General features: G+C 38.0%; 16 protein-coding genes, 1 riboswitch and 1 other annotated feature. Of the genes, 11 read left to right on the forward strand and 5 right to left on the reverse strand.

Going from position 1 to position 18219, the window contains the following annotated elements:
* Positions 1-8 precede the first annotated feature (8 nt).
* On the forward strand, positions 9-1010 hold the full coding sequence (locus tag MKZ14_RS02285; RefSeq protein WP_016993399.1) for an asparaginase: 1002 nt from the start codon (positions 9-11) through the stop codon (positions 1008-1010).
* A 12-nt stretch (positions 1011-1022) separates the two neighbouring features.
* A complete protein-coding gene (locus tag MKZ14_RS02290; RefSeq protein WP_333006193.1) occupies positions 1023-2003 on the forward strand; it encodes a BadF/BadG/BcrA/BcrD ATPase family protein in 981 nt (326 codons plus the stop codon).
* 58 nt (positions 2004-2061) lie between these two features.
* On the opposite strand, the gene MKZ14_RS02295 is transcribed toward MKZ14_RS02290, so the two are convergent.
* Positions 2062-3228: an FtsW/RodA/SpoVE family cell cycle protein gene (locus MKZ14_RS02295; protein ID WP_339280599.1), complete on the reverse strand. Its 1167-nt coding sequence runs from the start codon at positions 3226-3228 to the stop codon at positions 2062-2064.
* A gap of 244 nt (positions 3229-3472) precedes the next feature.
* Between MKZ14_RS02295 and MKZ14_RS02300 the strand changes: the two genes are divergently transcribed.
* The 3 genes from MKZ14_RS02300 (at position 3473) to MKZ14_RS02310 (ending at position 8257) form a co-directional block, all read left to right on the forward strand.
* Positions 3473-5143 carry a methyl-accepting chemotaxis protein gene (locus MKZ14_RS02300; RefSeq protein WP_016993396.1) on the forward strand — a complete coding sequence of 557 codons (1671 nt, stop codon included), beginning with the start codon at positions 3473-3475 and terminating at the stop codon, positions 5141-5143.
* Between the two features lie 350 nt (positions 5144-5493).
* Positions 5494-6447: an L-threonine 3-dehydrogenase gene (locus MKZ14_RS02305; RefSeq protein WP_004225462.1), complete on the forward strand. Its 954-nt coding sequence runs from the start codon at positions 5494-5496 to the stop codon at positions 6445-6447.
* A gap of 190 nt (positions 6448-6637) precedes the next feature.
* Complete coding sequence (locus tag MKZ14_RS02310) at positions 6638-8257, forward strand: long-chain fatty acid--CoA ligase (RefSeq protein ID WP_333006191.1); 1620 nt, start codon at positions 6638-6640, stop codon at positions 8255-8257.
* Between the two features lie 42 nt (positions 8258-8299).
* Here the strand turns inward: MKZ14_RS02310 and trpB are convergent, their stop codons facing one another.
* Positions 8300-9463 carry a tryptophan synthase subunit beta gene (gene trpB / locus MKZ14_RS02315; RefSeq protein ID WP_016993395.1) on the reverse strand — a complete coding sequence of 388 codons (1164 nt, stop codon included), beginning with the start codon at positions 9461-9463 and terminating at the stop codon, positions 8300-8302.
* 58 nt (positions 9464-9521) lie between these two features.
* Positions 9522-9721: a binding site (T-box leader), on the reverse strand.
* Positions 9722-9789: 68 nt separating this feature from the next.
* Positions 9790-10272 (reverse strand): QueT transporter family protein, encoded by a 483-nt coding sequence (locus MKZ14_RS02320; protein WP_016993393.1) that lies wholly within the window; start codon positions 10270-10272, stop codon positions 9790-9792.
* 6 nt (positions 10273-10278) lie between these two features.
* Positions 10279-10323: riboswitch (PreQ1 riboswitch) on the reverse strand.
* A gap of 321 nt (positions 10324-10644) precedes the next feature.
* On the opposite strand from MKZ14_RS02320, the gene MKZ14_RS02325 reads away from it, so the two are divergent.
* The 3 genes from MKZ14_RS02325 to MKZ14_RS02335 all read left to right on the forward strand — a co-directional run bounded on the left by MKZ14_RS02325 (position 10645) and on the right by MKZ14_RS02335 (position 13568).
* Complete coding sequence (locus MKZ14_RS02325) at positions 10645-11667, forward strand: ABC transporter substrate-binding protein (RefSeq protein ID WP_333006190.1); 1023 nt, start codon at positions 10645-10647, stop codon at positions 11665-11667.
* An 85-nt stretch (positions 11668-11752) separates the two neighbouring features.
* The gene (locus MKZ14_RS02330) at positions 11753-12742 is read left to right on the forward strand and encodes an ABC transporter permease (protein WP_333006189.1); all 990 of its coding nucleotides are present in this window, start codon (positions 11753-11755) and stop codon (positions 12740-12742) included.
* Positions 12743-12773: 31 nt separating this feature from the next.
* Positions 12774-13568: an ABC transporter ATP-binding protein gene (locus MKZ14_RS02335; RefSeq protein WP_036078189.1), complete on the forward strand. Its 795-nt coding sequence runs from the start codon at positions 12774-12776 to the stop codon at positions 13566-13568.
* Between the two features lie 100 nt (positions 13569-13668).
* On the opposite strand, the gene ilvA is transcribed toward MKZ14_RS02335, so the two are convergent.
* Entirely contained in the window at positions 13669-14931 is a 1263-nt protein-coding gene (ilvA, locus tag MKZ14_RS02340; RefSeq protein ID WP_258859124.1) for a threonine ammonia-lyase IlvA, read from the reverse strand.
* Between the two features lie 300 nt (positions 14932-15231).
* Between ilvA and MKZ14_RS02345 the strand changes: the two genes are divergently transcribed.
* The 3 genes from MKZ14_RS02345 (at position 15232) to MKZ14_RS02355 (ending at position 17447) form a co-directional block, all read left to right on the forward strand.
* Positions 15232-15975, forward strand: a complete 744-nt coding sequence (locus tag MKZ14_RS02345) for a TerC family protein (RefSeq protein ID WP_016993388.1) — start codon at positions 15232-15234, stop codon at positions 15973-15975.
* A 141-nt stretch (positions 15976-16116) separates the two neighbouring features.
* Positions 16117-16545, forward strand: a complete 429-nt coding sequence (locus MKZ14_RS02350; RefSeq protein WP_333007006.1) for a hypothetical protein — start codon at positions 16117-16119, stop codon at positions 16543-16545.
* Positions 16485-17447: an IS3 family transposase gene (locus tag MKZ14_RS02355; protein ID WP_339281000.1), complete on the forward strand. Its 963-nt coding sequence runs from the start codon at positions 16485-16487 to the stop codon at positions 17445-17447. The genes MKZ14_RS02350 and MKZ14_RS02355 overlap by 61 nt, the downstream gene beginning before the upstream one ends.
* A 72-nt stretch (positions 17448-17519) precedes the next feature.
* Here the strand turns inward: MKZ14_RS02355 and bshB2 are convergent, their stop codons facing one another.
* On the reverse strand, positions 17520-18209 hold the full coding sequence (bshB2, locus tag MKZ14_RS02360) for a bacillithiol biosynthesis deacetylase BshB2 (RefSeq protein ID WP_016993387.1): 690 nt from the start codon (positions 18207-18209) through the stop codon (positions 17520-17522).
* Between the last annotated feature and the right edge of the window lie 10 nt (positions 18210-18219).

The following is an 18219-nucleotide window of genomic DNA, read 5'->3' on the forward strand; positions in this document are numbered from 1 at the left end:
GTTGATTCGTGGCTTACTCAGAATTTTTAAAGGAGTATCGTTCAGGATTAATGGAAAATGTGCATTATGGACAAATAAGTGCTGTGAATCTAACGAAGGAAGAATTCGTCTCTGTAGGTCAAGATTATGAGCCTGTGTATTTTCGTTCTGCAGCAAAACCATTTCAAGCCATTCCCATTTTTATGACTGATTTTATAGAAAAGTACGGGATTACTTCAAAAGAAAGTGCATTATTTCTAGCTTCACAAAGAGGCGAAATATATCATCAAGAGGCATTAGTCTCTTTGCTGGAAAAACTTCCTATTAATGAAAATGAGTTAATTTGTGCAGCATCCTATCCATTAAATGAGGAACCTAAAACAAAGTATATTCAACAGGGGTTTGAAAAGAGGAAACTATTTCATAATTGCGCTGGCAAGCATTTAGGATTTTTAACTGCATGTTTAGCAAATGGCTATGATGTCAAGCAATATTGTCATCCAGAACATCCACTGCAACAGATGATAAAAAAATATATTGCTTATTTAAGTGAATATGAGGTAGAGAAAATTCGTACAGGGATTGATGGCTGTGGTGCGCCCGTCTTTGCGATTCCGTTAAAAAACATGGCCATTGCTTATTTAAAGTTAGCAAGACCAGAATTAATTGATGATCGACTGATTCGTGAAGCAGTAATAAAGCTTACGACAGTAATGAATCAAGAGAATCCTATCATTGCAGCACAAAATTTTATTTGTACGGCATTATTAAAGGACCCCAATATTGTGGCAAAGGGCGGGGCACAGGGCGTATACTGTTTTGCTCTTAGAAACGAAGGATTAAGTTTTGCCTTGAAAATTATGAATGGTTCAGAAAGTCCATGGCCGAATGTAATTGCTTCTGTATTGGAACAAATTCAGTATACAAATCAAGAAACAATTGACCGTATTAAAGCATTGTCTCCTGCATTTGTGCGTAATGATGCAGGGGTTGAGGTAGGAGAAATTGTTTCTACAATTAAAATCGTATAGAGGTGAAGGCACTTGTATGTTTTGGCAATTGATGGTGGTGGAACAAAAACACTTGCGACAATCTCAACGTGTCGTGGGCAAATTATGGCGCTAGCAGAAACAGGAAAAAGTAATCCCACATCCATGAGCTTCGAGCAATTTACTGAGACGATAACAGAATTAATAAATGATTTAAAAAGACAACAACCTCACGAATTTCAACACATTACAAAGTGCCATGCGGGCCTGTCTGGTGTAACAGAAAATAATAATGAAGAAATTACCCATGCATTATTAACCTCGCTTTTACCGAAAGACTGTCAACTATCACTATCGAATGATGGGTTGAACGCGCTGTATGCGGGAACATTGGGTCAGCCTGGCATTGTGCAGATTTCTGGTACGGGTGCGATTACACTCAGTATTGATTATTCGGGAAGAATTGAGCGTACAGCAGGATGGGGTTATATTTTTGATGATGAGGGCAGTGGCTATGATATTGGCATTCGTACATTAAAAGCGGTATTTAAAGCATTTGATAAAAGAGGTCCTGAAACGCTTCTAACAGCAGCAGTATTAGAATATTTTCAATTACAATCCGTTCCGCAGATAATTGAAGTGGTCTATGGTGAAGCACATCCGCGTGATACCATATCTCCTTTAAGTAAGATAGCAATTGAATGTGCTAAACGTGGTGATGGAGAAGCCAATACAATTATTGATCAAGTGTGCTATGTTTTTTATCAAAGTATAGATGCTTGTTACAAAAAAAATCCATTCACAGATAAGCGAGTCAAAGTAGTCTTAGCTGGTGGCGTTTTTAATGAATTGGAGCTATTTATTAAAAAGTTAATCTCTATTGATAAAAAGAATAGTAATCAGTATGACTTCGTGGGTGCTTATAGCTTACCTGTAGGTGGTGCCGCTTTAGCTGCATTAAAATTACCAAGTAAGGAAGCCCAGCTATTTATCGATCAATATAATGCGAGTATGAAGGAGTTTTTAACGAATTAATCCCCCCTTTAATCTAGCAAGTAGAGAATGCATGAATTTTTCTCTACTTGCACTTTTGTTAGTCCCCTACTTTAAACATATAACCCTTATATGAATTATGAATAATCATGACGATTCCAATAAGCATAAAATTGGATAGTAACGAGCTTCCACCATAGCTTAAAAAAGGTAGGGTGACACCTGTGACAGGTAAAAGCCCAATGGTCATGCCGATATTTTGAGTAATTTGAAAGGCTAGTAAGCTTGAAATACCTGCACCCATTAAGGTCATGAAGGGGTCTCGCGCTACTACCGTAATAACAACAATACGATAGATAACAAAAAATAGTAGAGCTATTACAAATGCTCCTCCAACAAAACCCAGCTCTTCTGCAATAGCGGAGAATATAAAATCGGTATGTTTTTCTGGTACATAGACATTGTTATGTAGATAGCCCTTGCCCATAAATTCCCCTGATCCGATGGCCATAAAGCCTTGGCGTACTTGAAAAGAAGAATCAGTATATTCATAAGGCTGAAGCCATCCATAAATTCTTGAAATCTGATGTCCTGATAGGGCACCTAAAACCTTCTCTGTAAAAAATTCATTAAATCGGACATAGAGCACTACTAGCGTACTGATAATAACTAGAGGAACAGCCGTAAATACGACTAGAAGCTTTCTATGAATACCTGAAAAGAAAATCATTGGTAAAATCATCGCCATATACAACATAACCATACCTGTATCGGGTTGCCTATAAACAAGTAGTGTAGGAGGAAGGACAATTAGCCCGATTTTTACAAGTAGCCAAAAATCTGCTAGATAAGAGGGGCGGACATTTTTTTCTTGATGAGCAATAATGACCTTACTCACAACTATTAAAAAAGCGAATTTTAAAAACTCTGATGGTTGGAGAGAACCTAAAAACGGGATTTGATACCATGATTTTGCCTGATTGATCGTCCGAGCAATGCTCTCAGGTGCAACAATAAGCCCAGCCGTTAAAGCAACTATTAGGAAGTAAAAGGGCCATCCAATCTTCTTTAGCTGTTCAATATCAAGTAAGGATATTCCAAACATGATGGTTAATCCGATGAGATAAAATAAGAATTGCTTGATAATAAAGGAGCTTGCATACTGTTCAAAATTTACACTACTAGAATGGACAAAAAGGCAACTAATAGCGCCGAGTATTAGAAGACTTATTACTAAACTCCAATCTAACTTCTTCAATTGCGTCAAATGTAACACCTCCATTCTCTATTATCAACGCTGACAATGTATGGAAGGTTGCGGATGTTTTTTCAAATAATAGTATGAATAAGAAGCTATAGTATGGCTAATTTAGCGAGTTAAATTACCTAAAAAGAACTAAATGATGGGTATAAATTCTTAATATTTCGATCAAAATTTACAAAAACATAACACTGGCTTTATATCTCTATACTATCATTATTGGTAAGAGTTGGAGGAGGAGCCAAGGACCATGCATTTTTTCCGTTTCATTAAGGTGAAGGACAAGTTACTTGTACTCATGATTGTTTGTGTATTATCGAATGTATTGCTAGGTGTATTCAGTGTAGATTATTTAAGGAAAATGTCGTGGCATGCAAGTGAGAGTTACACACAGGGACTTGTCCCAATTGGATGGCTAAATGAGCTTGAAGAATCACAGCGCCGATTAGATTTTATAGTAGATTCGAAAGGTGACGATAAAGAAATGACAGCCATTTTACAAAACATGGCACAGCCTTTAGAGCAACTAGATAGCCATGAAATTGATAAAAAGATGAGTCATCAAATTAAGAAGTATAAGTCATTGCTTAAGAAGCAGGAAGAAGCCATTGAGGATTTTAAACAATTGAAACATGATGAGCTAGATCCATTTTATTTGCAAATATTCTTACCAATTAGTCAGGAGAGTCATGCATTATTAGAAGATACGCAAAATTATTTGGTTCAAAGAGCAAAAGACCAACAGCAGGCTTATCAAAAAGATGTGCAATTCGGTTATTGGTTATTAGGTGGTGTATGCTTAGCGGTTGTCTTGCTTGTTATCCTTATAGGCTTTATCGCAACAAAGGCAGTTAATGTACCAACACGTCAGCTAAAATCATTATTAAAACGTGCAGAACAAGGTGATTTCACTGCCAATGCAAGTTATGTGGCTCATGATGAGCTTGGTGAAGTTGTTTTGTCTTACAATCAAATGGTAACAGAGGTGAAACGACTACTCCATACTGTGACAGACAGTGCCTATGAAGTAGAAGAAATGACAGGGAAATTGCAGAAATCCTCTGAGCAATCATCAACAACGACATTAAAAATAGCGAAGGATGTACAATCGATTTCAGAATCAACGTCTGCTTCTTCTAATAAATTAGCTTCGAATACTGCTTCCTTAGAGGAAGTTTTAAATGATGTACAGGTTATTTTAGAAAAGGTTCAGGTTGTAGAAAGTTTTGCACAAAAAACGGCCAGAGATGCAGAAAGTGGAACTGAAATTGTACAGGCCAATTTAACACAAATGCAAGCTATTAAGCAGGCAGTTGAAAAATCTAATACAGCTATCTTTAATTTAGTAGAGCGGGCTGCATCGATTGATCAAATGATTGAGGTAATAGAAAGAATAACAGCACAAACTAACTTACTGGCTTTAAACGCATCTATTGAAGCCGCAAGAGCAGGAGAGCATGGTAAAGGCTTTGCAGTAGTGGCTAATGAGGTTCGCAAGCTTGCTGAGCAAACTGTTCAATCGACACAAACGATTACATCCATTGTACAGAACATCCATTTAGATTCGAGTTATGCGGTACAAATGATGGAAGGCGTTTTAGTAGCGACTGAAAAAGGTGTAGCTGTCACAGGACAAACTGCGTCAAGTTTTGATCAAATTTTAGAAAAAGTACATACGATTAAGCCTTATATTATGGAAGTATCTGCTACAGTTCAAGAGATTGCCAATCACACGAAGAAGGTAAGTGAGGATGCAAGTATGCTGACAGCTTTATCCGATACGAATGCCGTGTCTACTAAACATGTTGCTGCATTAACAGCTGATCAATTAACAGCTCAACAACAGTTCCATAATTATATTAAGGAATTGCGCAAAGTATCAAAAGTTTTGCAAATAGCTGTCAAACGTTTTTCGATATAATTTAATAGTAAAGAATAATATTGAAAAGGGGTCTTCTTTGCAAAAAATAGCAAAGAAGATTCTTTTTTGCATGGCTACAAAACTAGCTTATGAGAGCGTAAATGTTGTGTATTTTTGAGGTGTACAATTGTGTTTTGTATATTTTTGTAGCACAATATTTTTTATGGCCTCATATACTGTGGATAAGGGATTGTATGTTCTTTGTAAGGAATATTATTAATATAATTGTTGTATTTTCAAAACGAACACATTATAATGAATTTCATTGAAAGTGTTATTAAATCAATGTTTATCAATACATTTTTGTACTTTCTGGAAGTACAATTGTTCACATGTGGAGGTTTTGGGAAATGAAAAAGATTATTGTTACTGGAGCACTTGGTCAAATTGGTTCTGAGCTTGTAGAAAAACTTCGTGGTATTTATGGAGAGGACAATATACTTGCTACAGACATTAGAAAGCTTGAACATACTAAGGGCCCATTTGAAATATTGGACGTGACAGATGGACAAAGAATGCATGATTTAGCAAAGGACTTCGGTGCAGATACAATGATGCATTTAGCTGCGCTATTATCAGCTACAGCAGAAAGAAATCCATTGTTAGCTTGGAATTTAAATATGGGCGGGTTAATGAATGCGTTGGAGGTTTCACGTGAGCTAAATATGCAATTTTTCACGCCAAGCTCAATTGGTGCGTTTGGTCCGTCTACACCTAAGGAAGATACACCACAGGATACTTTGCAAAGACCAACAACCATGTATGGTGTAAATAAAGTAGCGGGTGAGTTATTATGCGATTATTATTTCAATCGTTTTGGTGTTGATACACGTGGAGTACGCTTCCCAGGATTAATTTCTTATGTAACGCCTCCAGGTGGTGGTACAACCGATTATGCAGTAGAAATTTTCTATGAAGCAATCGAACAAGGCAAGTATACATCGTATATTCAAGAAGGTACGTTCATGGATATGATGTACATGCCAGATGCTCTACAAGCTATCGTAGATTTAATGGAGGCAGACGGTAGTAAGCTCGTTCATCGCAATGCTTTTAATATTACAGCTATGAGCTTTGAACCTTCGCAAATTGCGGCAGAAATTAAGAAGCACTTACCGAATTTCACAATGAGCTATCAGGTAGATCCAGTTCGTCAGGCAATTGCAGATAGCTGGCCAAACTCTTTAAATATTGAAGCGGCTCAAAAAGAGTGGGGCTTCAAAGCTGAGTATGATTTAGCTAAAATGACGGTAGATATGTTAGAGAAATTAAAAATTAAACTGCATAAAAAAGCAATTTCATAATAGATGGACAACGGGTGAAGAACTAGACTTCATCCGTTTTTTATATGTTATAAAGAAAATTATTGGAATATATAGATTAAATTATAAAATTAAAATATAATAATATTCGGAATATTAATAGTATTCAGTTAAATTGATGCTATGAAGATTTCACAAGGGGAAATTCACAAATGAAGGGATGATGTGTTTTATGATGCAAGCACCATTAGTTTTAACTAGTTTTTTCAAACGAGCAGAGAGCTATTTTGCAAGAAAATCAATTATTTCACGGACAAGCCCACACAAAATACACCGTTTAACATATGGACAGTGGGCGAAAAGAACGCGTTGTTTAGCAGATGCCCTTACGAAGCTTGGGATGACAAGAGGAACAAAAGTCGGCTCCTTTGCGTGGAACCAGCATCGGCATTTAGAAGCCTACTTTGCTGTACCTTGCTCAGGGGCAATCTTACACATGGTAAATATTCGTTTATCAGAAGAGCATTTGATCTATATTATTAATCATGCAGAAGATGAGATTTTAATGGTCGATGTTGATTTATTACCGATCATTGAAAATATTGCGCCAAAACTTAAGACAGTGAAACACTATATTATTATGACGGATGAACCAGCTTTACCCAAGACTACACTACAAAATGTTTTATCCTATGAGGACTTGTTAGCTACTGCTGATGAAGAATTTCAATTTCCAGAGGATATTGACGAAGAAGCACCTGCCGGTATGTGCTATACAAGTGCCACGACAGGGAATCCAAAGGGAGTTGTCTATTCCCATCGGGGTCTAGTATTACACAGTATCATGCTGAGTATGTCTGACTCTATGGGGATGGCGGAAAGAGATGTGGTGATGCCAATTGTACCAATGTTTCATGCAAATGCATGGGGCTTACCTTTTGCTAGTGTTAATGTTGGTGCTACACAAGTTTTGCCAGGTCCACAATTTACATCAGAATTAATAATGGATTTAATCGAACAAGAAAAGGTTACATTAACTGCTGGTGTACCAACCATTTGGATAGGCGCCTTACAGGAGCAGGAAAAGAAAGAACGAGATATTAGTTCTTTAAGAGCGATCTGCTGTGGTGGATCGGCTTCACCAACTCGACTCATTCGGACATTTGAGGAAAAATACGGAATACCTTATATTGTTGTCTACGGCATGACGGAAACTACACCAATCGTGGCATTGTCCAATTATATGTCGTGGATGGATGATTGGCCGATTGAAAAACGTATTGAAGCTCGAGCGATGCAAGGGATGACAATGGCAGGTATCGAATCTAGTATTATTAATGAGGCGGGTGAGGTTCCTTGGGATGGCGAAACGATGGGGGAATTACGTTTAAAAGGCCCATGGATTTCCGACGAATACTATCGTGATGAACGAACAGCAGATGCCTATCGAGATGGTTGGTTATATACTGGTGATATTGCAGTACGAACAGAGGATGGCTTTATTAAAATCACGGACCGTACAAAGGATCTTATAAAATCAGGTGGGGAATGGATTTCCTCTGTTGATTTGGAAAATGCACTAATGACGCATGATGCAGTTTTTGAAGCAGCTGTCATTGCCATGCCTCATGCTAAATGGCAGGAGCGTCCTTTAGCTTGTGTTGTATTGAAAGAGGGACAATCAGTAACTGAACAAGAGCTTCTTACCTTTTTAGAAAATCAATTTGCCAAGTGGTGGGTACCAGATGCAGTCGTATTTCTAGAAGAAATTCCAAAGACATCTGTCGGGAAATTCCTGAAAGCGAAGCTGCGAGATAATGTAGCTGAAATTTATCCTAAATCATTGGTATAGGTGAAAGAGCGATTTCCATAAATGGAAGTCGCTCTTTTTTTATTATTTAGCTAACATGTGGAAAACTTGTTCAACGTCTTTATCGCCACGACCAGAGATATTAATAATAATGCTTTCCTCAGGTGATAAAGTTGGTGCTAATTTTAGAGCATGGGCAACTGCATGTGAGCTTTCAAGAGCAGGAATAATACCTTCTACCTTAGAAAGTACTTGGAAGGCTTCTAAAACTTCTTCATTTGTCACGGTCACATACTCAGCACGGCCAATTGTTTTCAAATGGCTATGCTCAGGCCCAGCACCTGGATAATCTAAACCAGCTGCTATTGAATAGGTAGGAAGTGGATTACCTTCTGCGTCCTGAAGAACTAAACATTTGAAGCCGTGTAGCTCTCCTGGTGTTCCTTCGTTTAAGGTAGCAGCTTGATCCGGTTCTATTCCAATCAGACGAACATCTTCGTCTGCAATATAGTCAGCAAATGCCCCAATTGCATTACTACCGCCTCCTACACAGGCAAGAACAGCTGTTGGCAGCTTTCCTTCCTTTTCTAAAATCTGTTCACGACTTTCGCGGCTAATCACTGATTGAAAATGTTTAACCATTGATGGGAAGGGATGTGGTCCAACTGCCGAACCTAATAAATAGAAGGTTGTTTCATAGTTTTCTACCAAGTCAGCAAATGCTTCATCTACTGCATCCTTTAAGCGGCCTTGCCCTTTATCAACCGCTACGACTTTTGCGCCGAGAAGTTCCATGCGAAATACGTTCAATGCCTGACGTTTTGTATCCTCCAAGCCCATATAAATCGTGCAATCCATTCCAAACATGGCACACGCTGTAGCTGTTGCTACACCATGTTGACCTGCACCAGTTTCTGCAATTACACGGTTTGCGCCCATACGTTTGGCTAGTAAAATTTGTCCTAATACATTATTGATTTTATGGGAGCCTGTGTGGTTAAGGTCTTCCCGTTTTAAATAAATTTTTGCGCCACCTAATTGCTTTGTTAAATTTTCTGCAAAATAAAGAGGGGATTTACGACCGACATATTCACGGAAATAGTAATCTAATTCTTGTTTAAAGTCATCATCTTCTTTATACTTTTGAAAATTCTCATCTAGTATATTTAAAACATTTTGAAGCTCCTTTGGAACAAAGCTTCCACCAAATTCACCGAAATATCCCTTTTTCTCTACTACTGTACTCATCTTTCCTCGACTCCTCTATGCTAATTTTTCCAAAAAAAAAGCCACTCCAATCCCTTATAAAAAGGACGAGTAACCGTGGTGCCACCTTCATTCGCAATTTTTGCGCGCTTTCCTGCTCCGGTAACGGGGAGCGAAACGGCCTTACATTTGATAAGGCTGCTCTGAAGTCCATTCACAAGTTTGTACTACTGGTTTGCACCAACCACCAGCTCTCTTGAAGTAACAATGCTTGCTACTACTCTTCTTCCTTGCATTTATTAGAAAGAATTGTAGAGTATTTTCAGAATAGTGTCAAGAAAAAAGACGAATCTAAAAAGACCCGTCAGTTAAATCAAACTTTTAAAGTGAAGGCGTTTGTTTAATACATACATAATCGGTGCACCTACAGCTAATACAACAAATTCACCCGCCGCGACTGTTAGCCAAGTCCAAAAGAATGGTAGCTCTAAAGCCAAGTTCAGCTCAAAGGCAATAATAAACATAGTACATGTAAAGAGCAATGTATTAATAATTAAACGTGCCCAAATATTTTTGACAAATTTGCAGATTAAAATAAACAGTCCGAGTGTAATCATTGAATGACCTACACCAAACACTAAATCGTAAATGCCAAGTGGTGAAAATAGGTTAGAGATCAATACTCCAATAATAATCCCTACGGCAAAGCGTGGATTAAAGGCCACTAAATGGTTAAACATCTCAGAAACTCGGAACTGAACCTCTGTAAAACCAAATGGTGCAACAAGCATGGTTACAGCTATATAGAGAGCCGCAATGATACCACTTGCTGCTAAAAATTTTATCTTCATATTCATTTCTCCTTAGTTTTTTTTCGTGGGATGGTTACGAACCACGGTGCTTTCACACAAGTAAATATTTTATTATAGATATCTAGTAGAAGTCAAATGTCAGACTTTGTCTATAATGTCCTATCGTCGCAAAATTGTCATAAATATTTTTTACTATGTTGAAAAAAGAAATCGAATAACTAAAACAGCGTAGTTTAGCGGTTTAAAGCGCCAAATTAAATGAAAAACTAAAATATTTTGTCACTTTTAAAAGTCAGAACATTCATAATGTTGTTGACGGAGCTCGATAATAACGATAATATAGCGATACATTCACACTTTGTTTGGATAAAGTGCGATAGATATTCGAGAATATAATCGGGGGGATTATTTGTGAAAAGCAATGTAAAGAAGTTGTCATTCCTTCTTTTTGGATTAGTGTTGCTTCTTGCTGCTTGTGGTAGCAGTGGCTCAGGTACAACAGATTCAAAAGGAAATGAATCAAACAATGCAAGTGAGAGCGGAAATGCAGATGATAAAACATATAAAATCGGGATTACTCAAATTGTTGAGCATCCATCGTTAAACGCAGCAACGGAAGGCTTTAAAAAAGCAATTGAAGATGCAGGCTTAAAAGTTGACTACGATCCACAAATTGCACAGGGGGATAATAGCCTTAACACAACGATTGCTAACAATCTAGTAAGTGCAAACGTAGATTTAATTTTTGCAAACTCTACACCTTCTGCACAAGCCGCTGCAACAGCAACAAGTGATATTCCAATTATTTTTACATCGGTTACAGATGCTGTTGGTGCACAGTTAATTGACTCAATGGAAAAGCCAGGGAAAAATATTACAGGCACAATCGATTTACATCCTGAAACGATTTCTAAAACAGTAGCATTCCTAAAAGAACTTGGTGCGAAAAAGGTAGGGATGGTCTACAATGCAGGTGAGCAAAACTCAGTTGCCCAAGTTTCAGAAGTGAAAAAGGTTATGGATGAACAAGGTTTAAAGGTGGTAGAAGCATCAGCATCCACTTCAGCAGATGTAAAACAAGCGACAGAATCTCTAATTGGTAAAGTAGATGCTTTCTATATTATTACTGATAACACAGTAGTTTCTGCATTAGAATCGGTAATTGATGTTGCCAATACGAATAAACTACCATTAATCGTAGGAGAACTGGATTCTGTGGCACGTGGCGGTTTAGCCGCTTATGGTTTTGAATATTTTGATATCGGCTATGAAGCGGGTCAAATGGCTGTGAAAATTTTAAAAGGTGAAGCTACACCTGCCGATACACCCGCACAATACCCACAAAATCTGAAACTATTAATCAATAAAAAAGTTGCAGATGATTTAGGAATCGAAATTAAAGATTCTTGGGGTGCCGAAATTCTAGAACAGTAAAACGAAGCGGGGGAGAACTATCCCCGCTTTATCTTCATTTTACAAGCGATATAAATAATAAAGAGATTTAGGAGATGATTCAACGATGTTTTTAGCATTATTTGGCGCAGTGGAGCAAGGAATCATCTATGCAATTATGGCACTTGGTGTATATTTAACATTTCGGGTGTTAGATTTTCCGGATTTAACGGTTGATGGAAGCTTTGTAACAGGGGCGGCAACGGCAGCAACAATGGTTTTGCTTGGCTACCACCCAATCTTAGCGACTTTAGTGGCAATTGTTGCTGGATTTATTGCTGGATGTATAACAGGAATTCTTCACACGAAGGGAAAGATTAATCCGTTATTATCAGGGATTTTAATGATGATTGCTTTATACTCGATTAATCTACGTATCATGGGGTTAACTGCAGAAAATACGATAGGTCGCCCGAATATTCCACTATTAAACTCTGAAACCATCTTTTCGAAGTTTCAAGCTTTTTGGAGCAATTTAGGGATCGATGCTGCTCTTAATAACCTATTAAAAGGCATAGGCTTTCAGCATGTACCAGGTACATGGAGTGTGCTGATTGTTGTATTAATCATCACGATTTTAATTAAGTTAATAGCAGACTGGTTCTTAAAGACAGAGGTCGGGCTAGCTATCCGAGCAACTGGTGATAATAAACGAATGATTCGCAGCTTCTCAGCAAATACAGATACACTTATCATTTTGGGGCTAGGACTTTCCAATGCACTTGTCGCATTTTCTGGAGCTTTAATCGCACAATACTCGAAATTCTCCGATGTTAGCATGGGGATTGGTATGATTGTGATTGGTCTCGCATCCGTTATTATTGGTGAAGCAATTTTTGGGACAAAAACTATTATCCGTACAACTTTTGCAGTCATTGCAGGAGCTATCATTTATCGTATTATATTAGCATTAGCATTACGTGTAGATTTCCTTGATTCAGGAGACATGAAATTAATTACGGCGATCATTGTTATTTTGGCGCTGATCTTACCGCAATTTATCAATAAGAATAAAGAACGTAAACGTAAAGCCAAACGAGCTGCAGAACTTTCGTAAGTAAAAACAGTAGAGAAGGGAGGAAAAGGCATTGCTTAAATTACATGGTATTAATAAGGTATTTAATGAAGGAACACCAGATGAGAAGATTGCACTTGCAGAGATAAACCTACATTTAAAGCCAGGTGATTTTGTGACAATCATTGGTAGTAATGGTGCAGGTAAATCAACGATGATGAACATGATTTCAGGTGCCTTAACACCCGATTTTGGGACAGTATTAATTGATGGTAATAATGTGACAAGTTTGCCTGAATATAAACGCTCTCAATACATTGGTCGTGTCTTTCAGGACCCAATGGCGGGAACCGCGCCTACGATGACAATTGAAGAAAATCTAGCACTAGCATACTCTCGCAATAAGCATAGAGGGCTACGTAATGGTGTGGATAAAAAGCGTCGGGAATTTTTTAAAGAATCACTAGAGATGCTTGGTTTAAATCTTGAGAATCGCCTTTCTGCTAAGGTAGGCTTACTTTCAGGTGGGGAACGTCAAGCTTTGTCGCTCTTAATGGCTACCTTTACAAAGCCATCTATTTTATTGCTGGATGAGCATACGGCTGCACTTGATCCATCACGTGCAGAGTTAATTACTCGTATTACGAAGTATTTAGTGGAAAAAGATAATTTAACGACATTAATGGTAACGCACAATATGCAGCAAGCATTAGATTTAGGCAATCGTCTTATTATGATGGACAAAGGCCAAATCATTTTAGAAGTCGGTGAAGATCGCAAACATGAATTAACAATCCCTGATTTAATGGCTGAGTTTGAACGTATTCGTGGTGAAAAAATGAATTCAGACCGTGCTCTATTAGGCTAATAACGAAACGCTCATACAAAAGTATGGGCGTTTTTTAGGGTAATAAAATGAAAGATAAACATAAAAAAGCCTCACTTGCAGTGAAGTGAGACTCTTCATTTTAAACGAGTAAGCCAAATAGTTGAATGTCGTTGTTTACTTCCTTGTATTTAAAGCCGAATTCATCCATTCGGGCAAGTAGTCCTTCATATTCAGCGCGATCACCTAGCTCAATACCGACTAGTGCAGGGCCACTTTCTTTATTGTTTTTCTTCGTATATTCAAAGGTAGTAATGTCATCGTTTGGTCCTAGTACGCTAGTGAGGAATTGACGTAATGCTCCGGCACGCTGAGGGAAGCTGACGATAAAATAGTAAAGTAAGCCTTCATGAATAAGTGACTTTTCTTTAATCTCCTGCATCCGTCCAATGTCATTATTACCACCACTGATGATGACTACAACTGACTTACCTTTAATTTCTTCTTTATAAAAATCAAGAGCTGCCACTGATAATGCTCCAGCTGGCTCAGCGATAATCGCGTGTTTATTATATAGATCTAGAATGGTCGTACATACTTTGCCTTCAGGTACAAGAACTATATCATCTAAATAGCGACGACAAACATCATAAGTGTGGTGACCGACGCATTTTACAGCAGCACCATCCACGAATTTATCAATCCAATCAAGGGCAACTGCGCCACCTTCAGCAAAGGCAGCCTTCATACTACCAGCACCAGCTGGTTCCACACCAATAATTTTGCTAGAAGGAGAGAGATTTTTAATGTAGGCAGACACGCCTGACATTAAGCCACCACCACCAATACTACCGAATACGTAGTCGATAGGCTCCTCCATATCATTCATAATTTCTACGGCTACCGTCCCTTGACCAGCAATGACATCGAAATCATCAAATGGGTGAATGAAAATTTTACTATGCTCTTCACAATAGCTTAACGCGCTTTCAGCAGAATCATCGAATGTATCTCCCGCCAAAATAATTTCTACATATTCGCGTCCAAACATACGCACTTGGTCTATTTTTTGCTTCGGCGTTGTTTGAGGCATAAAAATGCTTGCTTGAATTTTTAATTGGGCACAGGCATAAGCTACTCCTTGTGCATGATTGCCTGCACTTGCACAGACAACTCCAGCATTGCGTGCTTCATCCTCGATTTTTTTAATTTTATAATAGGCACCACGAAGCTTGAATGAGCGTACATGCTGTAGATCTTCGCGTTTAATATAAATATTAGCTCCGTATTTCTCGGATAAATAGTCGTTTTTTTGTAGTGGTGTATGCACAACTACATCTTTTAAAAAATGATGTGCAATCAAGACATTCTCCACTTGCACGGTTCTAGTATCAGCAACTTCCATAGTATTCATCCTCCGTTATACGTTTAAAACATTTATCTATGATAGCACACTTTATTTGCTTTTTGTGATTAATTTTTAGTAAATTCTAAATTTTCCGTGTCTATTTGAAGATGTAAGCGTTTTATCTTTATATAGCCTATTTTTTTGTCAAAAAAGCGATGTGTGAGACCTCCAAATAGTGCATTTTAAGTGAGGAAAATCATTCAAACTCTGTTGAATCAATCTTAAAAAATACAACTCTCATAACAAAAATGGTCAAGCATATACTAGATTAGCTTAGGCCAAGTAGGAGGGTATGTAGTGGAAATCATTCAAGGAATTTTATCAACATATTGGAAATTTTTTGATTTTGCGATGTGGCAAGAAGTATTAATGGACCCTGTCTCCTGGGGACTAATATCCTCATTAATTATTATAGAAGGTTTGCTGTCAGCAGATAATGCATTGGTATTAGCGGTACTAGTGAAACATTTACCAGATAAACAGCGAAAACGGGCATTAATGTATGGTATGTTAGGTGCCTATTTTTTTAGATTTTTATTTATTGGTATAGGAGTTTATCTCGTAGAATTTTGGTTTATTAAAGTATTAGGTGCTTTATATTTAGGCTGGCTTTGTATAGCTCATTTCCTTCATATAGGGAATGAGGATAGTGTGAAAGAGGTAAAGAGGTCAGGGTGGATGGTACGTCTTTTTGGCACGTTTTGGGCAACTGTCATTTCGGTTGAGCTAATGGATATTGCCTTTTCAATTGACTCAATTTTCGCTGCCTTTGCGATATCAGATCAAGTTTGGGTACTTTTAATAGGAGGGATGTTAGGGATATTAATGATGAGGACCATTGCAGGTGTTTTTTTAATCATTATCGAAAAAATTCCAGAGCTTGAAGCAACGGCCTTCATTATTATAGGTGTCATCGGCTTAAAAATGTTAGTGAGTGTCTTCAATGTCCATATACCTCATTATTTATTCTTCCTTTTCTTAGTGATTGCTTTTTCCATTACAATCATTGTGCATATGATGAAGAGAGTAAGAGCTGCCTAATTAAAAGTACTGTTCTCCAAAAATGAACTGAACCCCGAATAGTGGACACTTAAAAAAAGTGGACCTATTCGGGGTTTTTCTATTTTCATCACCGAAAAATCCCGTTATACTGACCATACGATTGAAGAACAGGAGAACATCATGAGTAAAATTATTTTTAATGACCATCAACGTAGACAAATTGAAGAGAATCCAAACGTGGCGTCTGTTTCGGATCGCTCTATTCAATATACAGCGGACTTTAAATTAAAGGCTGTTCAAGAAAATCTAGCTGGAAAAGGTCCTGTCCAAATTTTTCAGGAGGCGGGTTTTGATTTAGAAATGATCGGAATTAAAAAAGCTCAAAGTTCATTGGGGCGTTGGAAGGCTACCTATAAAACACAAGGTGAACAAGGATTTCTAGAAGAGCGTCGAGGGAAAGGCAGCACAGGTCGCCCTCGTGCCGAAAAATTAGCAGCGGACAAAAAATTAGAGAAAGCCGAAGCACGTATTCGACTACTAGAAGCAGAATTAACGCTCCTAAAAAAGCTCGACGAAATGGAAAGGCAGGCGAAGAAGAAACGTTTCTAAAACCTCGAGAAAAATACCAAGCAATCAACGAAACGATTCGTATGTATCAACTCAAAAACATGACACGCTATTTATGTCAAGTAGCGAATGTCAGCCCAAGTGGTTACTATAAATGGCTTCAAAATACGCAAAAGGATGCACTACGTGAAGAATCGGATTATCAAGATTACTTACTATTAAAATCGATTTATGATCAAGCGAAAGGAAAGATTGGCTATCGTGGATTTTATATGGCGTTAGTGGATATATTAGACCAACCAATAAATCACAAAAAGATTCTTCGTCTGATGCGTAAATTCAATTTATACGCTAAAATTCGCCGTGCGAACCCATATCGCCACTTAGAAAAAGCAACAGAGGCACACCGCCGTATTCCGAATCATTTAAACCGTGAGTTCAACCAAGATGAGCCAGGAAAAGTATTCTTAACCGATATTACGTACTTACAATATAGAGGTGGTCAAACGGCCTATTTATCCTGTGTAAAAGATGTCGCGACACGAGAAATCGTTGCCTATGTGTTATCAACAACCCTTAAGATGTCCATTGTTTATGAGACGCTTGAACAATTAAACATTCATTTAGATGGAAACCTCCATCCAGAAGCCATCATTCATTCAGATCAAGGTTTCCATTATACACATCCGGAATTTCAGCAACTTGTGAAAGAAATGGGGCTGAAACAGTCGATGTCACGTCGTGGGAACTGCCTCGATAATGCGCCAATGGAATCGTTCTTTGGGCATTTTAAGGATGAGGTAGATTACAAGGAGGCAGAAAGTTTTGCGGAATTACATACACTTGTCGTAGACTATATGAATCATTACAACCATACAAGAAAGCAATGGACATTAAAAAAGATGACTCCGGCAAATTACCGAAGTCATCTGATCGCAGCTTAAGAACAACTAAATCCCTTTTTATTAAACTGTCTACAAAATAGGGTTCAGTTCAAAATGAGAACAGTACTTTTTTTATTTTACATATTTATCTGGGTCAACAATATAGAACTTTTCAACATTTAGCCAGCTCTCACTCATTGGTTCGCCGTCATCAATACGTTTTTCAGTTTCCTGCATCATCCAACCAGTCTGAGATGCATGGGCTTGTAATGCTTTTAATTTGTCCATTCGCATTTCACGAATATCGTAAACAACATGTGGTTCTCCATTTTTTTCAATCGTATCATTGGCGAAGGCACAGCCGAATACTTGTGGACGAGCAGCCTTTGGCATACGACGTACAGCTTCAACTACCGCACGTGCTGTTGCTTCATGGTCTGGGTGGACAGCAAAGCCAGGTAAGAAAGTGAAAATTAAAGAGGGCATTAATTCTTCGATTAGCCCTTCCATTAGCTTTACCATCTTCTCATCATCTTCAAATTCAATTGTTTTATCACGTAGACCAAGCATACGTAAATCTTGAATACCCATTGCCTCTGCTGCTGCAACTAATTCCTTACGGCGGATTTCAGGTAAAGACTCGCGCGTTGCAAAGGGTGGATTACCTAAATTACGTCCCATTTCGCCTAATGTTAAACAGGCATATGTAACAGGTGTATTCATTTTCTTTGTATAGTAGGCGATGGTCCCAGCAACTGAAAAAGCCTCGTCATCTGGGTGAGGGTACACAATTAAAATATGACGTTGTGGTTGTAAATTCAAATAGTCGTCC

The organism is Lysinibacillus sp. FSL P2-0066, assembly GCF_037969495.1.
Lineage (GTDB): Bacteria > Bacillota > Bacilli > Bacillales_A > Planococcaceae > Lysinibacillus > Lysinibacillus boronitolerans.

Excerpts from the sequence above, each read along its gene's own strand:
- trpB (WP_016993395.1), bottom strand. The coding sequence starts at position 9,463 with ATGAGTACAGTAGTAGAGAAAAAGGGATATTTCGGTGAATTTGGTGGA.
- MKZ14_RS02310 (WP_333006191.1), top strand. The coding sequence starts at position 6,638 with ATGATGCAAGCACCATTAGTTTTAACTAGTTTTTTCAAACGAGCAGAG.
- MKZ14_RS02350 (WP_333007006.1), top strand. The coding sequence starts at position 16,117 with ATGAGTAAAATTATTTTTAATGACCATCAACGTAGACAAATTGAAGAG.
- MKZ14_RS02320 (WP_016993393.1), bottom strand. The coding sequence starts at position 10,272 with ATGAAGATAAAATTTTTAGCAGCAAGTGGTATCATTGCGGCTCTCTAT.
- MKZ14_RS02330 (WP_333006189.1), top strand. The coding sequence starts at position 11,753 with ATGTTTTTAGCATTATTTGGCGCAGTGGAGCAAGGAATCATCTATGCA.
- ilvA (WP_258859124.1), bottom strand. The coding sequence starts at position 14,931 with ATGGAAGTTGCTGATACTAGAACCGTGCAAGTGGAGAATGTCTTGATT.
- MKZ14_RS02305 (WP_004225462.1), top strand. The coding sequence starts at position 5,494 with ATGAAAAAGATTATTGTTACTGGAGCACTTGGTCAAATTGGTTCTGAG.
- MKZ14_RS02300 (WP_016993396.1), top strand. The coding sequence starts at position 3,473 with ATGCATTTTTTCCGTTTCATTAAGGTGAAGGACAAGTTACTTGTACTC.